Source organism: Mycolicibacterium sp. XJ662 (genome assembly GCF_053484035.1).
In genome coordinates this window covers 608671-635318 of record NZ_JBEFTL010000002.1, presented here as the reverse complement: position 1 = coordinate 635318, position 26648 = coordinate 608671, and the positions used below count along the sequence as shown (strand labels likewise).

General features: G+C 66.7%; 24 protein-coding genes. 12 read left to right on the top strand and 12 right to left on the bottom strand.

Annotation, left to right across the window (positions count from 1 at the left end; genetic code table 11):
* Positions 1 to 137: 137 nt before the first annotated feature.
* From ABQE93_RS10305 to ABQE93_RS10290, 4 genes are all read right to left on the bottom strand, one after another.
* Positions 138 to 1997 (bottom strand): DUF4012 domain-containing protein, encoded by a 1860-nt coding sequence (locus ABQE93_RS10305; RefSeq protein ID WP_448406671.1) that lies wholly within the window; start codon positions 1995 to 1997, stop codon positions 138 to 140.
* Positions 1998 to 2112: 115 nt separating this feature from the next.
* The gene (locus ABQE93_RS10300; RefSeq protein WP_448406672.1) at positions 2113 to 2523 is read right to left on the bottom strand and encodes a hypothetical protein; all 411 of its coding nucleotides are present in this window, start codon (positions 2521 to 2523) and stop codon (positions 2113 to 2115) included.
* Between the two features lie 190 nt (positions 2524 to 2713).
* Positions 2714 to 5467, bottom strand: coding sequence for an AAA family ATPase (locus ABQE93_RS10295; RefSeq protein WP_448406673.1), 2754 nt, complete (start codon positions 5465 to 5467; stop codon positions 2714 to 2716).
* Between the two features lie 77 nt (positions 5468 to 5544).
* Complete coding sequence (locus ABQE93_RS10290; RefSeq protein WP_448406674.1) at positions 5545 to 5841, bottom strand: hypothetical protein; 297 nt, start codon at positions 5839 to 5841, stop codon at positions 5545 to 5547.
* A 398-nt stretch (positions 5842 to 6239) separates the two neighbouring features.
* Between ABQE93_RS10290 and ABQE93_RS10285 the strand changes: the two genes are divergently transcribed.
* Positions 6240 to 7754 (top strand): PE-PPE domain-containing protein, encoded by a 1515-nt coding sequence (locus ABQE93_RS10285; RefSeq protein ID WP_448406675.1) that lies wholly within the window; start codon positions 6240 to 6242, stop codon positions 7752 to 7754.
* 202 nt (positions 7755 to 7956) lie between these two features.
* The gene (locus ABQE93_RS10280) at positions 7957 to 8601 is read left to right on the top strand and encodes a porin MspA (RefSeq protein ID WP_448406676.1); all 645 of its coding nucleotides are present in this window, start codon (positions 7957 to 7959) and stop codon (positions 8599 to 8601) included.
* A 31-nt stretch (positions 8602 to 8632) separates the two neighbouring features.
* Here the strand turns inward: ABQE93_RS10280 and ABQE93_RS10275 are convergent, their stop codons facing one another.
* The 5 genes from ABQE93_RS10275 to ABQE93_RS10255 all read right to left on the bottom strand — a co-directional run bounded on the left by ABQE93_RS10275 (position 8633) and on the right by ABQE93_RS10255 (position 14069).
* Positions 8633 to 9529, bottom strand: a complete 897-nt coding sequence (locus ABQE93_RS10275; protein ID WP_448406677.1) for a cyclopropane mycolic acid synthase family methyltransferase — start codon at positions 9527 to 9529, stop codon at positions 8633 to 8635.
* Between the two features lie 160 nt (positions 9530 to 9689).
* Positions 9690 to 10589 carry an alpha/beta fold hydrolase gene (locus ABQE93_RS10270; RefSeq protein WP_448406678.1) on the bottom strand — a complete coding sequence of 300 codons (900 nt, stop codon included), beginning with the start codon at positions 10587 to 10589 and terminating at the stop codon, positions 9690 to 9692.
* Positions 10590 to 10621: 32 nt separating this feature from the next.
* Entirely contained in the window at positions 10622 to 11968 is a 1347-nt protein-coding gene (locus ABQE93_RS10265) for an ABC1 kinase family protein (protein WP_448406679.1), read from the bottom strand.
* Positions 11969 to 12082: 114 nt separating this feature from the next.
* Entirely contained in the window at positions 12083 to 12958 is an 876-nt protein-coding gene (locus ABQE93_RS10260; protein ID WP_448406680.1) for a type IV toxin-antitoxin system AbiEi family antitoxin, read from the bottom strand.
* 118 nt (positions 12959 to 13076) lie between these two features.
* On the bottom strand, positions 13077 to 14069 hold the full coding sequence (locus tag ABQE93_RS10255) for an oxygenase MpaB family protein (protein WP_448407244.1): 993 nt from the start codon (positions 14067 to 14069) through the stop codon (positions 13077 to 13079).
* An 89-nt stretch (positions 14070 to 14158) separates the two neighbouring features.
* Between ABQE93_RS10255 and ABQE93_RS10250 the strand changes: the two genes are divergently transcribed.
* Positions 14159 to 14755 (top strand): TetR/AcrR family transcriptional regulator, encoded by a 597-nt coding sequence (locus ABQE93_RS10250; RefSeq protein ID WP_448406681.1) that lies wholly within the window; start codon positions 14159 to 14161, stop codon positions 14753 to 14755.
* A 564-nt stretch (positions 14756 to 15319) separates the two neighbouring features.
* On the top strand, positions 15320 to 15670 hold the full coding sequence (locus ABQE93_RS10245; protein WP_448406682.1) for a hypothetical protein: 351 nt from the start codon (positions 15320 to 15322) through the stop codon (positions 15668 to 15670).
* Here the strand turns inward: ABQE93_RS10245 and ABQE93_RS10240 are convergent.
* Together ABQE93_RS10240 and ABQE93_RS10235 are read right to left on the bottom strand one after the other, a co-directional pair.
* Positions 15667 to 16263 carry a DinB family protein gene (locus ABQE93_RS10240; protein WP_448406683.1) on the bottom strand — a complete coding sequence of 199 codons (597 nt, stop codon included), beginning with the start codon at positions 16261 to 16263 and terminating at the stop codon, positions 15667 to 15669. The two genes, ABQE93_RS10245 and ABQE93_RS10240, sit on opposite strands and share 4 nt — an antisense overlap.
* Position 16264: 1 nt before the next feature.
* Complete coding sequence (locus ABQE93_RS10235) at positions 16265 to 16783, bottom strand: DinB family protein (RefSeq protein WP_448406684.1); 519 nt, start codon at positions 16781 to 16783, stop codon at positions 16265 to 16267.
* Between the two features lie 61 nt (positions 16784 to 16844).
* Here ABQE93_RS10235 and ABQE93_RS10230 point away from each other — a divergent pair, with 61 nt between their 5' ends.
* Positions 16845 to 17804 carry a helix-turn-helix transcriptional regulator gene (locus ABQE93_RS10230; protein ID WP_448406685.1) on the top strand — a complete coding sequence of 320 codons (960 nt, stop codon included), beginning with the start codon at positions 16845 to 16847 and terminating at the stop codon, positions 17802 to 17804.
* Here the strand turns inward: ABQE93_RS10230 and ABQE93_RS10225 are convergent.
* The gene (locus ABQE93_RS10225; protein ID WP_448406686.1) at positions 17794 to 18345 is read right to left on the bottom strand and encodes a nucleotidyltransferase; all 552 of its coding nucleotides are present in this window, start codon (positions 18343 to 18345) and stop codon (positions 17794 to 17796) included. The two genes, ABQE93_RS10230 and ABQE93_RS10225, sit on opposite strands and share 11 nt — an antisense overlap.
* 46 nt (positions 18346 to 18391) lie before the next feature.
* Here ABQE93_RS10225 and ABQE93_RS10220 point away from each other — a divergent pair, with 46 nt between their 5' ends.
* The 7 genes from ABQE93_RS10220 to rplL all read left to right on the top strand — a co-directional run bounded on the left by ABQE93_RS10220 (position 18392) and on the right by rplL (position 26622).
* Entirely contained in the window at positions 18392 to 19159 is a 768-nt protein-coding gene (locus tag ABQE93_RS10220) for an endonuclease/exonuclease/phosphatase family protein (RefSeq protein ID WP_448406687.1), read from the top strand.
* A gap of 112 nt (positions 19160 to 19271) precedes the next feature.
* Positions 19272 to 23399 (top strand): glycoside hydrolase family 38 N-terminal domain-containing protein, encoded by a 4128-nt coding sequence (locus tag ABQE93_RS10215; protein ID WP_448406688.1) that lies wholly within the window; start codon positions 19272 to 19274, stop codon positions 23397 to 23399.
* The gene (locus tag ABQE93_RS10210; protein ID WP_448406689.1) at positions 23396 to 23941 is read left to right on the top strand and encodes a DUF7158 domain-containing protein; all 546 of its coding nucleotides are present in this window, start codon (positions 23396 to 23398) and stop codon (positions 23939 to 23941) included. Before ABQE93_RS10215 ends, ABQE93_RS10210 begins: the two co-directional genes overlap by 4 nt.
* Positions 23941 to 24846: an ROK family protein gene (locus tag ABQE93_RS10205; RefSeq protein ID WP_448406690.1), complete on the top strand. Its 906-nt coding sequence runs from the start codon at positions 23941 to 23943 to the stop codon at positions 24844 to 24846. Before ABQE93_RS10210 ends, ABQE93_RS10205 begins: the two co-directional genes overlap by 1 nt.
* A gap of 68 nt (positions 24847 to 24914) precedes the next feature.
* Positions 24915 to 25349, top strand: coding sequence for an anthrone oxygenase family protein (locus tag ABQE93_RS10200; protein ID WP_448406691.1), 435 nt, complete (start codon positions 24915 to 24917; stop codon positions 25347 to 25349).
* A 273-nt stretch (positions 25350 to 25622) separates the two neighbouring features.
* Entirely contained in the window at positions 25623 to 26150 is a 528-nt protein-coding gene (gene rplJ / locus ABQE93_RS10195; protein ID WP_448406692.1) for a 50S ribosomal protein L10, read from the top strand.
* Positions 26151 to 26229: 79 nt separating this feature from the next.
* Complete coding sequence (rplL, locus tag ABQE93_RS10190; protein WP_448406693.1) at positions 26230 to 26622, top strand: 50S ribosomal protein L7/L12; 393 nt, start codon at positions 26230 to 26232, stop codon at positions 26620 to 26622.
* Positions 26623 to 26648: the final 26 nt, after the last annotated feature.

Here is a 26648-nt window from a genome sequence, read left to right as displayed (position 1 = left end):
CCCTTCGCGTGCACCGGTAAGCGACGCCGCGATTCGCCGAAGTCTACCGCTGCCGTCGCCTGCACCATGACCAAAGTAAGGTGCGCAGCAAAGACAATTCTGGGCGCCTAGTTGTAGGGTCGGCGTGCGTTTCCTGATCAATGCGAGCACTCGGGCACCGACACTTTGGGAGTAACATCGTCGATCAACGGCTGTATCGGCACCCGGGGCGCGCCCGGCGAAGTCGGCTCGCTAAGGAGGAACTTTATTTCGCCGGATTCTCCGCGCGGTATGCCAACTTGCATTTCAAACATGGGGTGGCCGCGTTCCATACCGCGTGAAACCGGCACGTTCTGGCCGTTGGCGATGGCGCCCGCCAACTCGGCGCCCTTTGTGGCGACCAGCGTCACCGAGGTCAACATGGCACCGCGCGGTGCGTTAAGCGGCGCCTGAGCTGCCTCCACGATGCCGCCGCTGCTTGCCACATAATCCGGCAGCGGACCATCCGGTGCAGTATTCGCCAAACGGACTGTGATGGTGGATTTTCGGGTTTCGCCGTCGCATCCGTCGGCCGCGTACTCGATCTGCCGCGTTAAGTAATAGTCCATCTTGTTTCCGCCGAGGTTGTTGATCACCACCTCGGCGTAAGGTGCATCATCGTCGGGTACCACATGTGCCAGCGGCGTCTCTTCGAGAAGCGCTTGTTCCTCTGGCGACGCACTCCACACCGCGATGCGGCGTTGACTGGTCGCCTTGCCGAGGGCGTCGAGCAGCTTGCGTGGCGACTCCACTCGGCCCGTTATCTTGTTCACGACTTCGCTCGCAACGTCCTGGAGGTACTGCTTGCGCGCGGTCTGATCGGTTGGAAAGCGCTCGTATACAGTGGATTCCGTCAACTCGACAACATTATCCGCCGTGATTCTCTCGCCATCCGGCATGGTCACGGGCCCGACAGCACGGAGGATGTAGCTGAGCGCGACGGGGTCGATAGCGATCACGCCGTCGACGTTCATGCCCGATTCCTCCGCCCACATCGACCTCCAAATCTGGGCCGCGTATGGGAAGTGTGGGCTCATATTGCTGTTGCGGAAGTCGGTGTATGCATTAGCCCATCCCCACTGCTGGTCGAACGTCGGGCCCAGATCAATGGACGTGGAGGCTGCTCGAAGTTCAGTATTCGGTGCCAGCTTGTCCACGGTCGGCTTCCCGTTGTCGAACCGGAGGATGCCGAATCCGCCAAGCAGGCCACCGGTGCCTCGGGCTTCGGCATTGGTTTGAAATGCCATGAAGTAAGTCCGGGGACCATCGGCACCCATCATCCCCGGGGCAAGACGCGCTGCAAGATCCGTATTTTCCAGCAGGCCTGTCACGTCTGACGTCTGCGACTGCAGCTGCGTGCGAGCATCGCGCATGGCAGAGAAGTAAGCGGGCTGTGAAATCGCGTCTGCTTGCTCGCCCAGTTCTGCGGCGGAAGCCGAGATCTCGCTCAATCGTGGCGCAGAATCACGGAGCAACTGGACGTTGACCGTGCCGTCCTGAAGCAACCGGTCCGGCGAGAGTGCTTCTGCCACATCGGCGGAGGGCTGTAACACATCGGCGGCTAGGCCGACCACTACGTCAGAGATCTGCTGCCCAGTCTTGAACGGGCTCCCGAGCCACGGTACGGTCGCGGCGATATTCCACGGAAGCGAATGGGTCGCGTCCTGTGCGTCTTTGGCGTGCGCCGTGGCCTTGTCGACCCATTGGGTGGTCTCCTCAGCGTCGCCTTTCAGCAGCGCTTCCCGTGCCTCTTGAGCAGCGCTGCGGGCGGCTTCGAGGTTCGACCGCGCTTGGAAGGCTCCGTACGCCAGCCAAGCCCCGAACGCCACGACGGCCAGGAGCACCACACCGGCAATCAGCGTGCTCCGCCGCTTCAGGAACTCCGGCCGGTCCGCTTCGTGGTCACCTTCATTTGTATGCGCAGAATCGTCGTTGTCACCGTTCGACTCGCGTCGAAACGGATTTCGCGGAATTTGCACGCAGAAGTTAACCCCCGTACTCGGCTGAGGCGGTACGCCCCGATTTAGGCAACGACGAAGTTACCTCAGACCGACACGTACCGACAGCCGATTACGAGATAACGAACGACGGAACTTAGCAGCGCCTACCGACAGTGACGCTGAACGAACCGTACGGGCCGATCTTGGCGCTGATACCCGCGAAGCACGCCTGGAAGTTCAAATTACCCATCCAGCCGAAGAACGGCCGCAGGAAGCTGGGAATCAGGGTGAACGGGTTGAAGCTGAACCACGTCCGCTCGTTGGACGGCGGGTTCGGGTTAGAGGAACCGAACCACCACAGGGAGTTCTGGAACCAGGTCCGCGGCTCGTCGAGTTCGATCGGCTGTGGTTGCAGCGGAGCGAAGTCGAGCGTCTGGACAACCGGCGCGGCCGGCACGGGCACCTCAGGGGCGGCCTGCGCCATCGTGGCTGGGACGACGGTGGCTGCTGCTGCGACTGCAACGGCGGCAACGCCCGTCTGGAACTTAGTGATGACCCCGCTCATTTTTCCCCCAAAGCTCTTGAATTGAGACTGTTTGCTAGCGTGCCAGACCTTAACACGATGTGTCAATAGGAAAGTGCAGAACACGGATGCTTTCTGGCCGACACCGCGGTTACTGGCGGACTCGGTACATCCGTCGCCCTGCAAAAAACTTGACGGACCTGCAAATTTGCTTTCGACAGCATCGTTCTAGCTACCGTTGCTCCTGGCTAAATCTGCGGCCGAGTTCGGCCCGAGTGTTGATGTCGAGCTTGCGGTAGACGCGGGCGAGGTTGGCTTCCACGGTCTTCGGGCTGATGAACAACGCCGTGGCGACTTCCCGCGTTGTCATACCGGTTGCCGCCAATTCGGCGACCCGGCGCTCGGAGGCCGTGAGGCCCCAATCGCCGCGGGTGGGACGGCCGCCGCGGTCCAATTCGGCGCGCGCCCGGTCCGCCCACAGCGGCGCCCCCACGGCTTCGAAAACCTGCAGCGACTCCGTGACCAGCGCGCGCGCAACATCTTTCTTTCGTCGCCGGCGTTGCAGCTGGCCGAGAAGCAGCAGCGTGCGGGCGCGCTCAAACGGCATCGGCAGCCGGTCATGGTGTGCTAAGGCCTCTTCCGCCTTGGACACGGCCGCTTCGATTTCGCCATGTGCGGCCGACAACAAGCTCCGACACCTGGCCCCGGTGGCCAACATCCACGGCCGGTCGAGCACCTGCCCGTTGGTCTCCAGCGCGTCAACCATGGGCTCTGCTTCGGCGTGGCGGCCCAGCGCGGTGAGCGCTTCGACCGCGTCGGAAACGCATGCCACGTTGATGATCTCGGTGCCCGAGACCGAAGGGAAGCAGTCCACCATCGGCTGCAGAATTCTCGCCGAGTCTTGGTAATTGCCGAGCGAGACCTCGAGAAAGCCCAGGCTGACCGACGCCCAGTACGCCAGATTGGGCGACCCGCATTGGTGGGCCAAACCGATTGCGTCACGGGCGTTCTCGCGGGTCTCCGAGACCTTGCCCTGGTGTGCGCTGATGAGTGATTGCACGGCCTTGGCGACAACGCACAACTGGTCGCCGCCGAGCTGTTGGGCACGCTGCGCCGTCTCCTCGGCCACCTGCGCCGCTTCGTCGTACCGGCCGCGCCATACCTCGGTCAGCGCGATCACCACGGCGATGAAGGTCAGGTCCGTCTCTGCGCCGCGCTCGGCGCAGCGTCGGTACACCGCGGCCAAATGCTCACCGGCTTCGTCCAATTGGCCGGTCCACGCCAGCAACAATGCGTTGTTGGCGCTGGCGCGGAAGGCGATTGGGGCCTCGCTGTCGGGCCGTTCCAGGGTCAGTGCGCGCCGAAGGCTCGGAAGGTCGACACCGCGTCCGCACATGCAGCCGATCGTGGTCCGCAGCGACAGGGCTTGGCTGGTCAGGTCGGGATCGTCGATCTCTTCGGCGTGGGTGACGGCGCGCTCGGCGTTCTGTAGCGCTGTTACGAAATCGCCGGCGTTTAGCCGGGCGTGCGACAGCAGCAGCAGCGTGCGAACCCGCACGTCAGAACTGCAGTCGGCGGTGCGCAGCGCCTTCTCGAGCCGTAAGACTGCGTCGTCGAAGCGGCTGTCGTGGATCCGCATGGCGGCCAACAGGTTCAGCGCCATGGCTTTGTCCGTACCTTGCGGGTTGCGTGCCATCAGCGTGTCCAGCAGCCGTTGGGCGCGCTCCAGGTCGCCGGCGTGCAGATAGTGCTCGGCGGCACGGATTCGGCGGATCGAGGTGTCCCCGCCGAGCCCGATCGCCAGCTCGATCAACTCGGCGGCGGCGCCGGGGGCACCGCGCGCACGGGCGGCGCCAGCGGCCTCATCGAGGGCCGCCAGCGTGGCGGCGTCCGCACGCGAGGCCGCCAGCGCCATGTGTCGGGCCCTCGCTTCGGGCAGCGTCACCACCTCCGCGAGGCGTCGGTGCATGGCCCGGCGTTCGCGTCGCGTGGCGTCGGAGTACACGGTCTGCGCCAACAGCGGGTGGGCGAATTGGACGGCATCACCGTCGATGTGGAGCAGGCCCTTGGCTTCTGCCTCTTTGAGCAGCTGCAGGGTGTGTTGCCGGTCGGTGCGGGTGATCTCGGCAAGGGAATCGACGGTGGGTCCCGCCGACGATGCGGCGGCCAGCAGCAGCGTCTTCGCCTCATCGTCGAGGTGTCCGATCCGTTGTCGCATCAACTCCGCGAGCGTCGGTGGCAGCTCTGACGACGATCTGCCCGACTCGACCGCACGCGCCAGTTCCAGTGCGTAGAACGGGTTTCCGCCGGAGACCTCGGCGATCCGCACCAACGTCGGGCGGGGGAGCGCACGGCCGAGTCGCGCAAAGAGCAGCGCATGCAACGCGCCCAGGCTCAACGCTCCGACGCGGTGCCGAACCATGCCGTCGGCAGTGGCCAACTGCAACCAACTGGTCGCTTCGCGGCCGTCGTGCTCGGTGCGCTCGGTGAGCAGCAGCCCGATCGGTCCCGACCACCGTCGGGCGGCAGCCGCGAGGACCGCCCGGCTGGACGGATCGAGCCATTGCACGTCGTCGATCGCCACCAGGACCGGTTCGTCACGTGACGTTTGCTCGATGGCCGAAACCAGCGCCGCGGCGATGACGCCCTGATCCGTCGCCGGGCCGGTGCCGCTCGCACGCAGCAGCACGTGGTCGACGGCGTTGCGCTGCACCTCTGGGAGCGAGTCGAGCACCGCCGGATCGACGTCGATGAACAGGTCGGCGACGGCCGCGTAGGTGAGCGAGGTTTCCTGCGGGCCGACCCGGGCCCAGAGCACCCGGAAGCCGCGCTCGCGCGCATCGTCGACCCCGGCGAACCACAGCGTGGTCTTGCCGACGCCCGTCTCGCCCTCGAGGACCAGACCCGACGGGCGCATCGCGGCGGATCGGAGGAAATCCGACACCACCCGATATTCAGCCGGACGTTCGATAACGCCGGAAGCCATTGACCACCCCTCGCCGACAGCAAACCGAGCCTATAACGGCTAGTGGTGGTATGCCCCATGAGGCCGCCCTGGCAACGTCAGGAATGTTGCTTTCGGATCCGGGTGCCCACCCGGGTGGACAGCCGCTGGTGTGGGGCGCCGGCCGCGTTGCAGACCCGCGAGACGATCTCCGGGGAGTCGCTGCAGAACACGCCGTAGAGCACTTCGTCGGCGGGAACGGAGAGGGTCACCAAGAGGCGGGCCGGCGTGCCCTCGCTCGTGGCGCTGGCGGCGGCCGCGTCGAGCCGGGCCACCATTTCGTTGACGGATTCCTCGGTCAGCTCAGGCAGGTACCACTCCGCCAAGAAGCACGCGGTTTCATCTGCCGCCTCCATACCTGTGGACCGTAGCGATTCCCCGCCGAAATGGAATCGGGTGTTTCCCTATGAATTGTGGGAAACCGCAATTATTTACGTTTGTGACAGCGCAACGGTTTCTGCGCAGGCGCGATGCCCCCGTCTCGCCGATCGCCAACGGGCGCACTGAGATTGCCCGCGTGCCCAAGCGGAAAGTCGCAACGTTTGTGCCGCCAGAGCCGCCCCGGCCGACAGGGCTGGTTCGTGGCTCACTGTCTACCTGAGGTCAATACGATACGGATCTGACGGTTGGGACCGCGTGGCTAACTTTGCTGCAGCAACTTTTGCGTGTTCTACCGCCATGGACCGGTGCGTTATGTGATATTCAACGAATGCGTAAGGCTGGTCGAGTTACCTTCCTCGTACTCCTAGGCGCCGTGAGCACGGCTGTCTTCGGTGCCATCACGGCGGTGATGGCGGCGATCAGCCTGGCCGCCACCTCGGTGCTGATCGTTCCGGGCACTGGCACGCCGGACGCGAACGTCGTCGAGAACTACATGCCGCATTTCTACGACCGCTACATCGGCGGCACCGACCCGGCATTGCCCTCCGAATGTGTCGTGGCCACCGACTGCACGCTGACCGGGATCAACTACCCGGCGTCGTTCTTCCCGCTGTTTTTCTTCTCCGGGTGGTGCGTGCCCGGCCGGTGCGCGACGTGGAACGACTCGGTGGGCACCGGTGTCACCAACCTCAACACCACGCTGATCGACCGGCTGGTCAACACCGACGACGACATCATCCTCGCCGGCTACTCCCAGGGCGGGGCCGTCGTCTCCAACGAGCTGCGCAACCTGGCCAGCCTCAGCCCAGAACTCAAGGAACGGCTGTCGGTGTTTGTGATCGGCAACGCCTACAACCCCGACGGCGGGCTGTTCACCCGGCTCGGGTTCTTGCCGACGATCCCGTTCATCGACGTGACGTTCGGCCCGTCGATGCCGACCGACATCGGGATCGAGACCACCAGCGTCGGCTTCGAGTACGACCCGGTGATGTATGCGCCGCTGTACTGGCTCAACCCGTTCGCGATGCTTAACGCGCTGGCGGCATTCGAGCTTGTGCACGGCTATTACCTGACGCCCGACGGCAACGCGCCCACCGATTCGATCGCCTACGGCTACACCGAGGAAGAGTTGGCGGCGATCCTGGACGAGCCCTGCCCGGGCCCGCACTGCCGCGTCGACGGGGACGGCAACCGGTACTTCATGATTCCGGCCAAGAGCCTGCCGCTGACGGATCTGGTGATGCAGATCGTGCCCGGCCCATTCAAGCCGTTCGTGCGGCCGATCGTCGACCTCGTCACGCCGGTGCTGAAGGTGTTGGTGGACCTGGGCTACAACTGGAGCGGCGATCCGGGGCAGACACGGTGGTTGTCGCCGCTGCCGTTCAACCCGTTCCAGAACTGGTTCGCGGTGGGCCAGGACCTCGTCGAGGCGGTCGGTGAAGGTATCCAGAACGCCTTCGGCGGTGGAACGACCACGCTGATCGCCCCGCCCGCCGAGTCGAACACCGCCGCGTTCTCCGCGCCGGCTGAGAAGTCGGTGGAGTCCGAGCCCACCTGGAAACAAAAGGTGGAGGCCATCGTCAACCAGAAGGACGACGAGACCGTCGTCGACAACGAGGTGGTCGACGAAGAATCGGTCACCGAGGACGAGGACGGCACCGAGGCCGTCGGGACCATCGACGACGAAACCGAGGGCACCGATACCGAGGCCGTCGATACCGAGTCTGAGGACATCGGCACCGAAGCCGAGGACGTCGAGTCCGAGGACGTCGACGCCGAGGTCGAGGAAGCCACCGAGGACGTCGGCGCCGATACGACGACGGGTGACGACGACGATGCCGGTGATGACGACGCGGGTGACGACGACGCCGGCCAGGCCGCGGCCTGAGCGAAAGATTCGCTCAGAGCTTGGCACTTAACGCATAGACACCCACGACGCGCGCTCGCCTAGACCCCCTAGGCATCCGTAATTTTCGTGCGCGTTATGTTTCTTTTGTTGCAGATGAGCACTACTTTAGATCGACAAAGCTTTTTGTATTCACATGCGGTAACGAGGGCCGATCAGGCGGCCGAGGACAAGTTAGGTGATCATGCACGCAATCGGTCGGGTAGCGATCGTGTTCGTAACGGCCGTCGCGTCGTTGTTCGTCAGCACCGGAACCTCCCACGCAACTCTGGACAACGAGCTAAGCGTGGTCGACGGCAAGGATCGCACGCTGACCATCCAGCAGTGGGACACCTTCCTCAACGGGGTGGTGCCGATGGACCGCAATCGCCTCACGCGCGAGTGGTTCCATTCCGGCCGGGCCAAGTACACCGTGGAGGGGCCGAAAGCCAAGAACTTCAAGGGCAAGCTCGAGTTGGGCTATCAGATCGGGTTCCCGTGGTCCCTGGGAGTCGGAATCAACTTCAGATACACCACGCCCAACATCCTGTTGGATTCGGCGCCCCTGCCGATTCCCGGTAGCGGCTTCTACTTGGACAACTTCATCACCACGCCGAACCTGTTTCCGGGTGCGTCGATCAGCGCCGACCTCGGCAACGGCCCCGGCATCCAGGAAGTCGCCACGTTCTCCGTCAACGTCAAGGGCCCCAAAGGCGCTGTGGCGGTGTCCAACGCGCACGGCACGGTGACCGGCGCCGCCGGCGGGGTGATGCTGCGTCCGTTCGCCCGGCTCATCTCCGCCGACGGCGACAGCGTCACCACCTACGGCGAGCGGTGGAACATGAACTGACGCCGGGCTCGTCTGCCGTCGTCGTCGCCGGTTACGCTGCGGCGCCCGGCTTCAGGTAGGTGACCAGGCTGACGTCGATGCCCTCGTCGATGAAGTAGAACTGGCAGCCCTTGAGGTAGCGCATGTAGCGGTTGTAGTTCTCTTCGTCGGTGGCCGCGATCGCCGCGTCCTTGTTGCGCTCGAGCCGGTCGGCCCAGATGCCGAGGGTCTTGATGTAGTGGTTGCGCAGCGATTGCGGCTGGGGCACCACGAAGCCGGCCTTCTCGCCGTGCTCGACCATCATCTGCGTGGTCGGCAGTCGTCCGCCCGGGAAGATCTCGGTGATCATGAACTTGATGAAGCGGGCCATCTCGAAGGTCAGCTTCTTGCCACGCTCGGCCAGATCGTAGGGGTGGTAGCCGACGCTGCTCTGGATCGTCATCCGGCCGTCGTCGGGCAGGATGTCAAAGCAGGTCTTGAAGAAGTCGTCGTAGCGCTCGTGGCCGAAATGCTCGAACGCCTCGATCGACACGATCCGGTCGACGGGGGAGTGGAACTGCTCCCAGCCCTCCAGGCGCACATCGAACGTCCGCTCGCTGTCGACCTTGCTCAGCAACTCGTTGCAGTAGACCTGCTGGTTCTTGCTCAGCGTGAGGCCGATGACGTTGACGTCGTACTTCTCCATCGCCCGCTGCAACGTCAGGCCCCAGCCGCAGCCGACCTCCAGCAGCGTCATCCCCGGCTTGAGGTCGAGCTTGTCGAGATGCTGGTCGACGTTGGCGATCTGCGCCTCCGACAGCGTCACGTCCGGACCGGTGAAGTACGCACAGCTGTACTTGCGCGTCGGGTCCTGGAAGACGCCGAAGAAGTCGTCCGACAGGTCGTAGTGGGCCTGGATGTCCTCGAAGTGCGGCGTCAGATCCTTGGTGCCGGATGAGTTATCAGACATATTTCCCCTGCTTGGCCTTTCTGGTGACGCTGTGACGCGTCGGTGACGCCGATCACATGATGTTGTTGACCGTACTCCCCGCACGGCTGCTGGACGGCGGACACGCTCTCAAGCGGTAGAGCGTAGCCCTTTGTGTCTCGCCGACTCCACTTCGCCGTGCTCAGCGCGCCGAGAAGTTGGTTTTGAGCTCGCCGACGATGTCGTCCCACAGCGGTTCGGGCAGCTCATGGCCCATCCCGGCGTACAGGACCAGGCGCGCGTCGTCGATTGCCCTGGCGACCACGCGCCCGCCGAACGGGCGCATCAGCTTGTCGGCCTTGCCGTGGATCACCACGGTGGGGGCGGTGATCTGCTTGTCGTAGTGGCGCAGGCTGCCGCTGCCCAGGATCGCCGAGAACTGGCGGCCGATGCCGGCGGGATAGTAGGAGCGGTCGAAGCCCTCGATCGCCTCGGCGCGGATCGTGTCGTCGGGACGCGGATAGCCGGGGCTGCCGATGATCTTGCTGACCCTTATTGCGTTTTCAATGATGGCCTCGCGGCTGGCGTCCTTGGGCCGCTGCAGGATCGCCAGTAGATGCCGTGGCGCCGGCGGCGGAAGCAACGCCTGGTTGTTGCTGGAGAAGATGACCGCCAATGTCTTGGTCTTGGTCTTGTGTCGGGCGGCGAAGACCTGCGCGATCATGCCGCCCATCGATGCGCCGACGACGTGGGCCTGCTCGATCTGCAGGTGATCCAGCAGCGCCGCGGCGTCGTCGGCCATGTCGTCGAGCGTGTAGGGCGCCGGGCTTCGCAGGCCGAGCTGCGAGCGGATCATCCTCAGCGGTAGGGGTGTGCTGATGTGCTGGCCCTTCAGCTTGCTCGACAGGCCCACGTCGCGGTTGTCGAAGCGGATGACGCGTAGTCCCTGGTTGACCAGCTTCTCGCAGAACTCCTTGCGCCACAACAGAAGTTGCGCGCCCAAACCCATGATGAGCAGGACGGCCGGGTCGTTCGGGTCGCCCATATCCTCGTAGTGGATGTCGAGCTCACCGGACTTGGCGGTGCCTTCGCGGCTGATCATATGGCTCCTCGCGCCAGCGCTCGTCGCTGCATCTAAACCTCGAGTTCGGCGTCGTGCTCACGCTTGATGTCGACCATGAAGTTGGCGAAGTATCCGGTGAGCTGCGGATCCGACATCATCTGCCACTTGGGGGCGAGCAGCTTCATGTAGCGCTCGACGTAGAGGAACTGCTTGCCGATCAGCACCAGCTCGCGGGGCAGCTTGACGTCGTAGGCCTCGGCCAGCGCGGACAACTGCTTGCCGATCTCGGCGTAGCTCATATCACCCAGCGACGACATGGTCAGCGGCGTGGCGAACTTCTCCAGATCCTTGGCGGCCTCCGCCTCGGGTTTCATGGTGCCGACGGCGCCCATCAGCACGACGATCTTGCCCGCGGCGGCGTGGTCCTTCTTCACCAGCAGCGCGTAGACGAGTTCCCTTAGGAGCCAACGTGTTCGGGGGTCGATGCGGCCCATGATGCCGAAGTCGAAGAACACGATCTTGCCGTCGTCGTCGACGTAGAGGTTGCCGGCGTGCAGGTCGCCGTGGAACAGGCCGTGCCGCAGCCCGCCCTCGAACACGCTGAACAGCAGCGCCTTGACGAGTTCGGTGCCGTCGAAACCCTTCTTGCGGATGTTGGCGACGTCGTCGATGCGGGTGCCGTTGACCCGCTCCATCGTCAGCACCCGCTCGCTGGTGAGGTCCCAATACACCTGGGGCACACGGATGTTCTTGCCCAGCGGCGAGGCGTGCATATGCGCCACCCAGGCGTCCATCGACTGCGCCTCCAGGCGGAAGTCCAGCTCCTCGGCGAGGTTGTCGGCGAAGTCCGCGACGACGTCTTGGGCGGACAGGCGCTGGCCCAGCTTGGCGAACTCCACCAGCCGCGCGCCGCGCTTGAGGATCTGCAGGTCCGCGGCGACTCTTTTGCGGATCCCTGGACGCTGGATCTTGACGACGACCTCTTCGCCGCTGTGCAGGGTGGCGTAGTGCACCTGCGCGATCGACGCTGATGCGAACGGTTGTTCGTCGAAGCTCTTGAACAGGTTGGCGGGTTCGTCGCCGAGTTCCTCGCGGAACAGCTTCTGGATCTGCCTGGCGTCGGCCGGCGGCACCCGGTCAAGCAGGCTGCGGAACTCCTTGGACAGCGGTTCGCCGAACGCGCCGGGGCTCGACGCGATGATCTGGCCGAACTTGACGTACGTCGGCCCCAGATCGGCGAACGTCTGCGGGATCTGCTTGATGACCTTCTGTTGCAGCGAGCCGCGGCCGGCGAGCTTGGTGACGACCCGGGCGCCGGTGCGGGTGACCTGCCAACCCGTCGCTCCCATGCGCGCGGCCTCGAGCGGCAACGACACCCGGTCCAGCCGCGCGACCTCGCGGTTTTTCGTCGTACTCATGGCCCCAGTGTCTCAAAACGACGCGAATGCCGCGAAACTGCAGTTTGGCAGGGGTGTACTCGAACTTTGTCTGCGGAATTGCAATCTCGCGCATCTTGGCGGCCTCGCGGCTCGTCACAGTCTCGCGCGTCTCGGAAACCTCACCCGACCCTGCCAACCACGCGCCGACATCATCTGATGCGTGCGTTCGAGAATGTCGACGGGCCGGTCCTCTTTGATGACCCGTGACACCAGCCATCCCAGGCGTGCGAGCTTGGGGTATACCCGCATGTCCTTGACGTACTGGTACCGATCGGTGCGGTGTTGATCGCCGTCGTATTCGGCGGCCACCTTGTAGTCCTCCCAGCCCATGTCGAGGATGCGTACCAGTTGCCCGTTTTCGTCGTAAACCGGAATCTGCGTGGCAGGCCGGGGGAATCCGGCGTCGATGAACAGCAACCGCAACCGAGTCTCCTGCAGGGATGCCGCGCCGGCATCCACCAGCGGTAGTGCTCGCCTGAGCCGCTTGAGTCCGCGCACGCCCGGATAACGCTTCGCGATCAATAGCACGTCCTCGCTCGACAACGGTGTGGCCCTGGCCAACGCGTCCAATCGCTCGACGGCGCCGCTGCGCCGCAGGTACCGTCCGATATCGAAGGCCGCCCGGGCCGGGGTTGCTACGGAAATCCCCGCGACGCAGGTGATCTCGTCGTCGGCGATGCGTTCATTTCGTACCACCAGCCCGCGCGGCGATCGGGTGGCACGCCAGATGAGCTCAATCGGCTGATACTCGTCGACCCATTCGGCGCCGTGTAACGCCGAGGCGACGACACCGGTGATGACGCCTCGGCGCTTCGACCAGAGCCACGCTCCGGCGGCGCGGTCGGGTAGCGAGACGACGCCCCTGGGGGCGTAGACGCCCGGAAGCATCGGCGCATACCAACGCTGCAATTCGTGTCGGGTGACGATGCCACGCTCGACGGCCTCTCGGCCGATGAAGACTTCCCCCATGTGCCGATATTGGCGACGACCTCCGACACATCGCCGCATAGTGCCGCGAGATTGCATTTTCGCAGGGCGTTACTCGCGCTTTCCATGCGAATTTGCAATCTCGCGGGGGCGCTAAGAGTTACGCGAAGCTGTGCTCGATCTCGTCGCGGGTGCGCACCGGATCGTCGCCTGGGCGGTACGTCGGCAGTGTGTGCTTGACCGTCGTCCCCGACTTCACCCGCTCCTTGGCCTGACGGAACTCCGGTGGGGTGCCGGCGGCCGTCTGCAGGCCGTTGATGATGCCCCACACCGTGGCGCGCCGGGCCGTGCGCTCGATGATGTTGGGGTCGGTGTGCTGGATCATCTCCTTGGCCCACTTCGGCATGGTGTCGCGGATGGCCCAGTCGACAGCGGCCTGCGGCATCGGCAGGTTCGGGCCGGTGGCCATCGCGGTGCCGTGGGTAACCGCGAGCTTGGGTAGATACGACTCGAGGCACTCGGCGGTCTCGGCTTTCGTGGTCGGCAGGTCGGTGCCGCCCAGCGCGTGGCCGACGCGGACGAACTCGCCGTAGTACTGGTCAAGTTTCTTGCCGCGCAACGGGTTCGGGTGATAGAGCTCATGGGCGGTGGCCAGGCCCCAGACGACGGTCGCGTAGTTCCAGCGCAGCCAGTCGGGATCGTCGGCGTCGTAGGTGGCGCCGTCGGGGCGGGTGCCCTTGATGGTGTGGTGCATGGCGCGCACGCTCTGGGCCAGTCGCTCGGCGGTTTCGGTCGAGCCGTAGGCGGTGCCGGTGAAGAACGCGACGGAGTGGCCGAGGCGCACAAGAGCGCCCTTGGGGTCGATCTTGGGCACCGCGATACCGGTTTCGGGGTCGCGTTTGACCAGCCGCGAGTGGTGCATGCCCATCCAGTAGATCGACGGGTCGAGCCGCTCCATGTAAGCCGCACACTGCAGACCGAAGATCAGCGAGTACATGTGCGAATGCACATGCCAGACCGCGCTGCCCGGCCCGAACCAGCCGGGGTCGCCGACCGGAGCCGCGAACTCCATACCTTTGAAGAAGTTGCGACGAATGCCCTGGTCGAAGCGTTTGTTGAGCATCTGACCGACGATCTGGTGCGGCAGGAACAAGGCTGACCTCTTTTCAGGTTTGGTCACGGCTGTAACCAGAATACAACTTTGGTTACATCCGTGACCAGAGTCGGCTTACCCTGAAGGGCATGTCCAGTCCCACCCGATGGGCCGGTGTGCCGTTGACCGACCGGCGCGCGGAGCGTCGCGCGCAGTTGGTCGCTGCGGCGTACGAGCTGTTCGGCGAGGGCGGGGAAGCCGCGGTGTCGGTGCGGTCGGTGTGCCGCGCGTGCGGCCTGAACACACGGTATTTCTACGAGAGCTTCGCCGACATCGACGACCTGCTGGGTGCGGTGTACGACGAGGTGAGCGCGGGGTTGGCCGACGAGGTGGCGTCGGCGATGGAGGGTGCGGGGGAGTCGCTTCGGGCTAGGACGCGGGCGGGGATCGCGGCGGTGCTGGGGTTCAGTTCCGCGGATCCGCGGCGTGGACGCGTGTTGTTCACGGACGCGCGGTCGAATCCGGTGCTGGCCGCGCGTCGGGCGGCGACGCAGGATCAGTTGCGCGAGGGCGTGTTGACGGAGGGCTGGCGTCTGCACCCGACGTTCGATCCGGTGGCCGCGCAGGTGGGCGCGGCGATGTACACCGGCGCGATGGCCGAGTTGGCGCAGCAGTGGCTGGCCGGCCGGCTGGGCACGGATCTGGATGCGGTGGTCGACTACGCGGTGCGGACGGTGCTGCGATAGGGGCTCGGCTCTTGGGCGCCGCATCGCGCCCCGCCGTCGGCGCCGTCTTCCGTCTTGGGGAGCACTGCTCTCAGTGCCCGGCTATGAGCGAGAAATTCGCTGAACTTACCGGGGGCTGTAGTAGGTGAGCGAAACATTCGCTCAGAGGTGGGCGCTTTCGCACATGTACCCCGGAACCGGCGCGCGGCGGGGAAGGCCACACGGCTCGGGGCGAGCGCGTCCGGGCCAGTTTGGGAGCACATGCGTTCCGAGGCAAGGAAAGGAACGGCTCGGTTTCGGGGGGTGCGTCTCGGACCCCGGGCCCGGTGGCGACGCGTCCCGTCACGAGGTGGCCATGCCGTCGGCGCGGCATCGTGCCCGCCGTCGGCGCCGCGTCCCTCTTGAGCCGCGCCGTCTTCCCTCTCGGGGAGCACTGCTCTCAGTGCCCGGCTATGAGCGAAAAATTCGCTGAAGTTACCGGGGGCTGTAGTAGGTGAGCGAAAGATTCGCTCAGAGGTGGGCACTTTCGCACATGTACCCCGGAGCCGGCGCGCACATGTCACCCCTCGATGCCACTGTGTGGCCATGAACCGAAGAGTCCTGCGCGGCATCGAGCTCCGCTACGTGCTGACGCACAACCTTGACGTGCACGGCCCCGCCAGCATTTACGAAATGCTCCAGTTGCTCGAGCACCAAGGTTTCGCCGTGGTCGGCAACCCCTCCAAAGCCGTCTCCGACGCGATGCGCTGGGAGATCGGCCGCGGTCGGGCGCGTCGGCTGCGTCGCGGCGTCTACGCACCCGACAGCATGCCCCGCTCCACCGCCTACCGCATCCACCAACGTGTGCTGGACCTGTTCGACGAGGTCGCACGGCTACGCGGATTCGAGGATGACGAACACTTCATGGACGCGTGGTTGGACTCCCTACCAGCCTAAGACGACGGCTTCCAGCGCTTGATGAAGTCGGTCTCCGGCCACTCCTCGTTGGCGGCCATCAACTCGTACATCGTTGCGCCATCGACGGATTCGCGAATGATGTCGGCGTGCCCCGCATGCCGGGACAACTCCTCGATCAGATGCAGCGCCACCCAGCGCACGTCCCAGTGGTCAATGTCCTTGGGAAACCACGGCACCTCCTGGGGCACCGGCACCGGCGTGTCCAGCGCCACCGATCCCAGCACCTGCAGCGTCTCCGCGTTCTGCTGCTTCAACTGATCCAACAGGCCCTCGAGCGTCTCGTCCTCGCGCATCACGTACTGATCGGCGTACTCGGCCATGATCTCGGCCATCGGCCGCTCGTCCTTGGGCGGAAACTCCGGCGCACAGGCCGCGCGGTCCGTCCAGCCCTTCTGGACCCCGGCGGCGTGCTTGATCAGCCCGCCGATCGACAGCGTGCTCACCGACGGCGTCGACCGCGCCTGCTCATCGGTCAGGCCGTACGCCACCGCGAAGAATGCGTTCTGCTGAAAAGCCAGAAACTCCAACAGGGTCTGGCGTTCGTCCCCGGCGGGTGGGGGCATTCCTGGCATATCAGTTCCCTTTCGTGTGGGTGTAAAGGTCTCGGATACAAGCTATTTCGGCGCCGTGATGAATCACTTCGCGGTTGATGTGCAACACCAGCTCGGCCATCGAGTGCTCGGCCCACGGACCCTCGGCCGGCCCGACCGGGCGACCCAAGTCGTCGTCGGACAGGCCGCGCACCCCGGCGATCCACCGGGCGTACGCGTCGTCGAGCTGACCCAGTGCCGTCGCGGCGTCGGTAGCGTACGGCCACGTTTCATAACTCGCCGGCGGCGCGCCGAAGTGCGAGTAGTTGCGCACCGCAAGCACCCCGACGATGACGTGCGCCAACCGCCACGCGATCGTCGTGAACGGCGCCGGCTCCGGCGGCGGATAGGCGAAGTCGATAGACCCGTCGCGCCCGACGGTCCAGCAGTTCGGTACCGGCTCCCAGAAGTATTCGTCGTCGGTCAGGCCGTCCAGGCGGGGCCGAAGCTGGTGTGTCCAGTGGAAGTCGAGCTGGTCGGCGATCAACGCGGTCAGGTCCATACGACTACGCTGACACCTATATAGGACAGTTTCGGTCCTATAACTGCGACAGGGTCGGCATATGGCGGAAACGACGAGCCGGGTGCTGCAGCTGCTGGGGTTGCTGCAGTCGCGGCGGGTGTGGACGGGCGAGGAGCTCGCCGAGCGCCTGGGTGTGACGACCCGCAGCGTGCGCCGCGACGTCGAACGGCTGCGTGACCTCGGCTATCCCGTGCACGCGAGCAAGGGCGCCGGCGGCGGCTACCAACTGGGCGCCGGCGCGGCCCTGCCGCCGTTGCTGCTCGATCCCGACGAAGCCGTCGCGATGGCGGTCTGTCTGCGGCTGGCCGCGGGCGGCACGGTGGCCGGCGTCGGTGAATCGGCGCTGCGCGCGCTGTCCAAGCTCGACCAGGTGATGCCGTCGCGGCTGCGCTCGCAGGTTTCCGCGCTGCACGACGCGACCGTCACGCTGACGTCGCCGTCGTCGGATGCGCCCGTCGCACCCGATGTGCTGATGACGTTGGCCCGCGCCAGCCGCGACCACGAACACGTCAGCGCCGGCTACGTCGACATCCGCGGCAACGCCAGCCAGCGTCGGCTCGAGCCCTACCAACTGGTGACCACCGGGCGGCGTTGGTATCTGCTGGCCTACGACCGCGATCGGCAGGACTGGCGCAGCCTGCGGCTGGACCGGATGTCGGATGTGCGCGCGCTGGGTACGACGTTCGTGGCGCGCGAGGCGCCCGACGCCGCCACCTACGTGCGACGGTCGATCAGCAGTTCGCCGTACCGCTACGTCGCCCGGGTACGCTATCAAGCCTCGGAAGAGGCTGTGGCCCAGCACTTTCCACCAGCTTCGGCGACAATCGAACCCGACGGCCCCGATGCCTGCATCGTCACCGCCGGCGCCGACGACCCCGAGCGGATGGTGCTGTACTTCGCGACGGTCGGCTACGACTTCGAGGTGCTCGAACCGCCCGAGGTGGTGGCTGCGGTAGCGGCCGTCGCGCAGCGTTTGTCTCGGGCCGGTGTTACGGGGTGATCTCCAACCGGTCGGCGAGCACCAGAAACGCGGCTGCGAACGGGTTTTCGGCGGTGTCGGCGATGAGGCGCTCCCAGTCCAGCTGCTCGCGCACGGCGCGCACGGCGGGCAGCAGCGCGGAGAAGTCGCAGTTGTGCTCGTTGAGCGCGTTGAGCTTTTCCACCAGCACGTACGTCGGGGACAACACCTTCATCCGGATCGCGAGCACGTCGTACTCCTCGGCGGCGGCGATGGTGTCGGCGTCGACGGCCACGCCGTTGAGCCGGTGCAGCACGTCGATGACGAAGTCGTCCTCGACGCAGGCCTTGAACAACCAGTCCTCGGGGGTGCGCTCGATGGTGAAGCCGGCTTTCTCCAGCGTCAGCGCGGCGGCTTCGGTGTCGGGTTCGGCGACGACGAAATCCACGTCGTGCACCGGTTCGGGTCCGCCGAACACCCACAGTGCATAGCTGCCGCCCAGGGCGAAATCGGGCCCGTGGTCGCGCAGCGCCGACGCGGCCCGTCGGAGCGCGTCGCGCAGATCGTCGTTTCGTGCGGGCACAGGTCTCCTGTAGGGCTCGGCGGACATTGTGGGTACTTGAGTACCCATGCGGATGGCGACCTTCAACATCCTGCACGGGCGCAGTGTCCACGACGGCGTCGTCGAGCAGGACCGACTCGTCGAGGCCGTCCGTGAGCTCGACGCCGACATCCTGGCGTTGCAGGAGGTCGACGTCGATCAGCCGCGGTCGGGCAGGACGGATCTGACGGCGGTGGCCGCGGAGGCGATGGGCGCGCTGAGCCACCGGTTCGTCGCGGCGATCTCCGGCACGCCGGGTGCGACGTGGATGGCCGCGACCGGCGACGAACAGCCCGGCACCGCGGCCTATGGCATCGCGCTGCTGTCGCGGTTTCCCGCCGAGAACTGGCAGGTGCTGCGGCTGCCGCGGATCCCGACGCGGTTCCCGATGTATCTGCCCGGGCCGAAGCGGGTGCAGGTGGTCGACGAGGAACCGCGCGCGGCGATGGTGGGCCGGCTCGACACGCCGCTGGGGCCGTTGACCGTCGCGAACACGCATCTGTCGTTCGTGCCGGGGTGGAACCGGGTGCAGCTGCGGCATCTGCTGCGGGATCTGCGGGGGTTCCCGTCGCCGTCGGTGCTGATGGGGGATCTGAACATGACGCCGGGGCCGGTGCGACGTTGGAGCGGGCTGCGGGCGCTGGCGCACGGGATGACGTTTCCCACCGAGGCGCCCACGCGGCAGCTCGACCACATCCTGACCGGCGACTCGGGGTTGCGCGTGGAGCGCTATTGCGCGCCGGCGTTGCCGGTGTCGGATCACCGCGCGCTGGTGGTCGACGTGTCGCGGGTGTGAGGCCGTGAATTAGTATCTTGCTGCGGTCAAGACGGACGTCGCGGCGTTCCTCAACTTCCGCGACGGTCGCTGACTCGCGGCGCGAATCCAATAAATTCCGTAGGGTTTTGGCGTGCGGGTGATTTCGGCGGAGTCGACGGATCTGTTCGTCGGGCCGCCGGACGCGCCGCTGCAACTGGTGCGCGTGACCTACAGCGACGGCGACGGCACGGTGCGCGTCGACGGCGACGGCCTGAGCGGTCAGGTGCAGGCCCCCGAGGGTGACGGCACCGTCGAGGTGCCGGTGACGGTCACCGACCCGGTCGTCGGACAGCAGCGCAACGCCCGTGTCGCCGACATCCCGTTCGTCTTCACCGTCGCCGAACCCGGCTGGACCATGTACATGATCAGCCACTTCCACTACGACCCGGTCTGGTGGAACACCCAAGCCGCCTACACCAGCGTGTGGTCCGAGGACCCGCCCGGCCGCGCCCGGCAGACCAACAGCTTCGACCTGGTGCGCGCACACCTCGAAATGGCCCGCCGTGAACCGGAATACAAGTTCGTGCTCGCCGAAGTCGACTACCTCAAACCGTACTGGGACACCCACCCCGAGGACCGCGCCGACCTGCGCCGCTTCCTCGGCGAGGGTCGCGTCGAGATCATGGGCGGCACCTACAACGAACCCAACACCAACCTCACCAGTCCCGAGACGACGATCCGGAACTTCGTGGCAGGCATGGGTTTTCAACGCGGCGTGCTGGGCGCTTCGCCCGAAACCGCTTGGCAGCTCGACGCGTTCGGCCACGACCCGCAGTTCCCCGGCATGGCCGCCGACGCCGGCCTGACCTCGAGTTCCTGGGCACGCGGCCCGCACCACCAGTGGGGCCCGATGGCCGGCGGCGGCGACCCCGAGCGGATGCAGTTCTGCAGCGAGTTCGAATGGATCGCCCCGTCGGGTCGCGGGCTGCTCACGCACTACATGCCCGCGCATTACTCGGCGGGATGGTGGATGGACTCCGCCGCGACACTCGACGAGGCATCGACGGCGACGTATGAGTTGTTCACCTCGCTGAAGAAGGTCGCGCTGACCCGCAACGTGCTGCTGCCGGTCGGCACCGACTACACGCCGCCGAACAAGTGGGTCACCGAGATTCACCGCGACTGGAACACCCGCTACACGTGGCCGAAGTTCATCTGCGCGCTGCCGCGCGAGTTCTTCGCCGCCGTGCGCGCCGAACTCGCCGAGCGCGGTGTCGACGCGTCGCCGCAGACCCGCGACATGAACCCGATCTACACCGGCTGTCATGTGTCCTACATCGACACCAAACAGGCCAACCGCGCCGCCGAGGACGCGGTATTGGACGCGGAGAAGTTCGCGGTGTTCGCCGGCCTCCTCGGTGGCGCGACCTATCCGCACGCCGCGCTGGCGAAGGCCTGGGTGCAACTGGCCTACGGCGCCCACCACGACGCGATCACCGGTTCGGAATCCGACCAGGTGTACCTCGATCTGCTGACCGGTTGGCGCGACGCCTGGGAACTCGGCACCACCGCCCGCGACAACGCGCTGGCGCTGCTGTCCAGCGCGGTCGACGGCCCTCTGGTGGTGTGGAATACGCTGGCGCACAAGCGGACCGACATCGTCACCGCCCGATTTGCCGAGCCGGTGCCGCCTGAGGCGCAGGTGCTGGACGCCGACGGCGCGGCGTTGCCGACCCATGTGTCGGGCTGTTGCGTCAGCTGGTTGGCGCGCGATGTGCCGTCGCTGGGGTGGCAGTCGTATCGGCTGGGCGACGGCGATACCGCCGACGGCTGGGAGCCGTTGGACGGCAACACCATCGGCAACGAGCACTACCGCCTCACGGTGGACCCGGCCCGCGGCGGCGGCGTCGCATCGCTGACCGAGGTGGCCTCGGGGCGCGAGCTTATCGCCGACGGCCGGGTCGGCAACGAACTGGCCGTCTACGACGAGTATCCCGCGCACCCCGAGGCCGGTGAGGGTCCGTGGCATCTGCTGCCGAAGGGTCCCGTGGTGGCCTCATCGGCCGCGCCGGCGGAGGTGCGGGCCTACCGGAGTGCGCTGGGGCAGCGGATCGTGGTGCGCGGCCGCATCGGCGAAGTGCTGCGCTACACGCAGACCCTGACGCTCTGGCACGGTGTGGCGCGGGTGGAGTGCCAGACCGCGATCGACGAGTTCACCGGCGCCGATCACCTGCTGCGGGTGCGTTGGCCCTGCCCGGTGCCCGGGGCGCTTCCGGTGAGCGAGGTCGGCGACGCGGTGATCGGGCGCGGGTTCGGCCTGTTCCACGACGGTGAAGCGGCTGTCGACTCGGCGAAACATCCTTGGACACTAAATAATCCGGCGTACGGCTGGTTCGGGTTGTCGTCGGCGGTGCGAGTGCGCGTTGGCGACGGTGTGCGCGCCGTCTCGGTGGCAGAGGTGGTGGCGCCGACGTCGGGGCAGGCACGTGATCTGATAGTCGCGCTGGCGCGCGCGGGTGTCACCGCCACCTGCAGCAGCGCGGACAAGCCGCGCTACGGTGACCTGACCGTCGACTCCAATCTGCCCGACGCGCGGATCGCGCTCGGTGGCCCGGACGAAAACGCGTTCACAGCCGAGGTTCTGGCCGAAGCTGATCCGGTGTATGGCGAAGAGCTCAAGCGCCAGCTGTATGCCACCGGTGCGGCGCGGGTATGGGTGCCGCCGATCGCACCGTTGGCCGACGTGTGGGTGCCCGGCGCCGATCTGCGCCATGTGCGTGCGCTGCCCGTGCTGATCGTGGCGGGGTCGGCGATCGCGGAGGTGATCGAGGATCTCGACGATTTCGAGATCCACGTCGAGCAGGCCGCGCCGTCCGAGCTCGAGCCGTTCGAGGCACGCACGGTTGCGCTGCTCAACCGCGGAATGCCCGGGTTCGCAGTGGAATCGGACGGGACATTGCATATGTCGCTGATGCGGTCGTGTACCGGATGGCCGTCGGGCACCTGGATCGACCCGCCGCGGCGCACCGCGCCGGACGGCTCCAACTTTCAGCTGCAGCACTGGACGCACACCTTCGACTACGCGTTGGTATCCGGCGACGGCGACTGGCGTCAGGCCGACCTGCCGTCGCGCAGCGCGGAGTTCTCCCACCCGCTGCAAGCGATCACCGAAAAGCCCTATGCCACGGGAAGATTACCTGCGACAGGGTCGCTGCTGGAGATCGAGCCGGCCGGACAGGTTCAGCTCGGTGCGCTGAAAGCGGCGGGCAACCCATTGGAGTCCGGAAGCACCCAGCGGGTCAGCCCGTCCGACGGCGTGGTGATCCGGCTGGTCGAGACCTGCGGTACATCAACAGATGTGACTGTACAGGCGGGGCTGCAACGGGTCTCGGGGGCGGTGCGGGTCGACCTGCTCGAACACCCGCAATCGCCGGCAACCGATGAGCTGCAGATGCACGGCTACGAGATCGCGACCGTTCGGGCCCAGCTCAACCTGCCGCGCACGCTGGACGCCGACCACACCGTGCTGGCGCCCGACGCCGAGGCCGCCCAACCGCTGTATGCGCGGTACTGGCTGCACAACCGCGGACCCGCCGCGCTGGGCGGTATGCCCGTCGTCGCGCACCTGCATCCGCAGACCGTCGACGCCGAGCCGAATCACACGGTGTCGGTGCGTCTTACCGCGGTCAGCGACTGCAGCGACGCGGTCCTGCACGGCCGGGTGCGGCTGCGCTGCCCCACCGGCTGGACGGCCGATCCGGCCGAGCTGTCGTTTATGTTGCCGCCGGGGGAGTACCTCGAGACCGGGGTGTCGTTGACGCCAGCGTCCGCCGTCGCGCCGGGTCTGTATCCGGTGCGCGCGGAGTTGACGCTGACCGGCAATCACACTTCGATGCCGCCGGCGTGGCGGCAGACGGTCGAGGACGTCTGTGTGGTGTCGGTCGAGGCACCGCCCGACGACAGGCTGCTGCGACTGGTCACCGAACCCGTACCGGTCGACGTGAAAGCCGGTGACACGGCGCGGATCAGTGTCACCGTCGACACTGACGCGCACGCCGACATCGCGGTCGAGGCGCATCTCATCAGCCCGTGGGGGACCTGGGAGTGGATGGGCCCGGCTGCCCGTGGCGCCGAGTTATCCGCCCGCGGCACCGCTGAACTGGAGTTCGACGTCGCCCCGCCGCCGTGGGTGCAACCCGGCGAATGGTGGGTGCTGATCCGCGTCGCGGGTGCCGGCAGCCTGCTGTACTCGCCGGCGGTGAAGGTGGTGGTGCGATGAACGCCGCGACCGTCGACGGGGTCCCGGTGACCGTCGAGGACGTCGACGCGCGGGAGGCGCAACTGCGGGCCACCCGCTTGGCGTCGTCGTTGCCCCGGCCGGGCACCAGCGAGGGCCGACAGCTGCGCCGGTGGCTGACCCAGCTGCTGGTGACCGAACGCGTGGTCGCCGCCGAAGCCCGTACGTTGGGGTTGACGGCCGACGGCGCGCCCACCGAAGACGACCTGCTGCCCGACACGGTGACCCGTATGGAGATCGGCAGCGTCGCGGCGTCGGTGCTCGCCGACCCGCTGGCCCGCGCGGTGTTCGCCAGCGTCACCGCCGATGTCGACGTCACCGCCGAGGATGTCGCGTCGTACCAACAACGAAACCCGTTGCGGTTCAACGACGCCGACGCGGTCGCCGCGCATCTGCGCGGGGTGGCCCGTCGCCGGGCATTTCGGCTGTGGCTGGACGCACGCTGCGCGGCCGTCGTCGAACTCGCCCCCGGCTACGAGCACCCCGGCGACCCGCGTCAACCCGACAACACCCATCGGCACTGATGACCACGCTGGCGATCGACATCGGCGGCACGAAGATCGCCGTCGGGCTGGTCGACGAGGACGGCACGCTGGTGCACCAGGGCAGGCTGCCGACGCCCAACGGGGACGCCGAGACCGTGTGGGCGGCGGTCGAGTCGCTGATCAGCGAGGCGCTCGCGGCAGCCGGCGGCAGTGTGCGCGCCGCCGGGATCGGATGCGGCGGCCCGATCGATATGGCCGCAGGCACCGTCAGCCCGATCAACATCACTGAGTGGCAACGCTTTCCGCTTGTCGACCGGGTGGCCGCGATGGTCGACGCCCCGGTGCGGATGCACAACGACGGGGTCTGCATGGCGCTGGGGGAGCGGTGGCGCGGCGCGGGCCGGGGCGCGCGGTTCCTGCTGGGCATGGTGGTGTCCACCGGCGTCGGCGGCGGGCTGGTACTCGACGGCGCACCCTACGGCGGGCGCACCGGCAACGCCGGGCACGTCGGCCACGTCGTCGTCGACCCCGGCGGCGCGCGGTGCAGCTGCGGCGGACACGGCTGCGTCGAGACCATCGCCGCCGGCCCGCGGATGGCGGCCTGGGCCCGCGCGCAGGGCTGGGACGCACCCGTCGGCGCCGACGCCAAGGAACTCGCCGACGCCGCCAATGCCGGAAATCCCGTCGCGCTGCGGACATTTCGGCGCGGGGCCACGGCCGTCGCAGCCATGATCGCGTCGGTGGCCGCCGTGTGCGACCTGGACCTTGTCGTCATCGGCGGCGGCGTGGCGAAATCCGGTGCGCTGCTCTTCGACCCGGTGCGTGAGGCGTTGACGTCCTATGCCGGGCTGTCGTTCTTGCACGGCCTGCGGGTGGTGCCCGCCGAATTGGGCGGGGAGGCGGGGCTCGTCGGCGCGGCCGCCCTGGCGACTTCGGCGCGCTAACGCTCGCTGACGGGCTGTTTGCGCGCCGAAGTCGCGGCGGAACCCGAGAAGCTGTCAGGGTTGAGGGTATGGACGCAACCGTGGAAGCTCTGGCCCTGTTGATCACCGGCCCGCTGGTCGGCGTGGAGATCGCGGTCGCGGCGTTCACCAACCCGGTCTTCGGCCGGCTGCCCGACGACGGGTTCGCGCAGGCCCGCAGCGACGGCGCCCGGGTGCTGGGCAAGGTGATGCCGTTCTGGTACGTCGGCACGCTGCTGGTGCTGATCGCGACCGCCGTCGTCACCTGGGAGAACTGGTTCATCGTCACGGCCGCCGCGGTGATGGCCGTCGTCGTGCTGATGACCGTGATCCTGATGGTGCCGATCAACAACCGGATCGGCCGCTGGTCAGGGGCCGGCGACGTGTCGCGCGACGACGCCCGGCTGTGGGACCGGCTGCATTTTCGGCGGGTGCTACTGCTCGTGGCGCTGTATGTGCTGCTGGTCGTCGGCGTGATGTGGTGACTTCGGCGCGCTCACGGACCGTGACGGGTCATGAGCGCGCCGAAATCGCCGTTTTGGCTGATCGGCGGGTGGCAGGCTATTCTGTGTCGGTTCCACCGAAGACCGTCGGTCACCGAGAAGTCGGTTGAAGGTCCGGGATTACCCGGCGGCCCACGCAGGAGGACGAGGCTAACGCTGTATTCGTGTGCGCCCCGACCTGTCTGCGTCGGGGCGTTCGTCATTCTCGGGGCGGTTTGAGGCGGAACGCCGAACACCAACCACGAGGAGGCATGCATGGCCACGGAGGACAAGGCCGCCGCGATTGCCGACATCGTCGAGCGATTCAACTCGTCGACGGCCACGGTCGTCACCGAGTTCCGCGGGCTCTCGGTCGCCAACCTGGCCGAGCTGCGGCGGTCGCTCGGGGATTCCGCCAGCTACCGGATCGCCAAGAACACGCTGGTCAAGCGTGCCGCGGCGGAGGCGGGCATCGAGGGGCTCGACGACCTGTTCGTCGGTCCCACCGCGATCGCGTTCGTCAAGGGCGAGGCCGTCGACACCGCCAAGGCGCTGAAGAAGTTCAGCAAGGACCACAAGGCCCTCGTCATCAAGGGCGGCTACATGGACGGCCGCCCGCTCAGCGTCGCCGAGGTCGAGCAGCTCGCCGACCTGGAGTCGCGTGAGGTGCTGCTGGCCAAGCTGGCCGGCGCGATGATGGCCAACCTGTCCAAGGCCGCCGGTCTGTTCGCCGCTCCGGCGTCGCAGGTCGCAAGGCTGGCCGCCGCACTGGAAGAGAAGAAATCCGGCGAAGAGGCCGCGTAACCACCCAACTTGGGGAGCCGCAACCGCGCTGAGCGCGGCCAGGACTCCACAAATCGCAACAAATTAGGAAGGACCCATCATGGCCAAGCTGTCCACCGACGAGCTGCTCGACGCGTTCAAGGAACTGACGCTGCTGGAGCTCTCCGAGTTCGTCAAGAAGTTCGAGGAGACGTTCGACGTCACCGCTGCCGCCCCGGTCGCCGTCGCGGCCGCCCCCGGCGCTGCTGCCGGCGCGCCCGCCGAGGCCGCCGAGGAGCAGTCGGAGTTCGACGTCATCCTCGAGGCCGCCGGCGACAAGAAGATCGGCGTCATCAAGGTTGTCCGCGAGATCGTCTCCGGCCTGGGCCTCAAGGAGGCCAAGGACCTGGTCGACAGCGCGCCCAAGCCGCTGCTGGAGAAGGTCGCCAAGGACGCCGCCGAGGAGGCCAAGACCAAGCTCGAGGCCGCCGGCGCGTCGGTCACCGTCAAGTAGTTCACCGTTTCGAACCGCCCGGGATC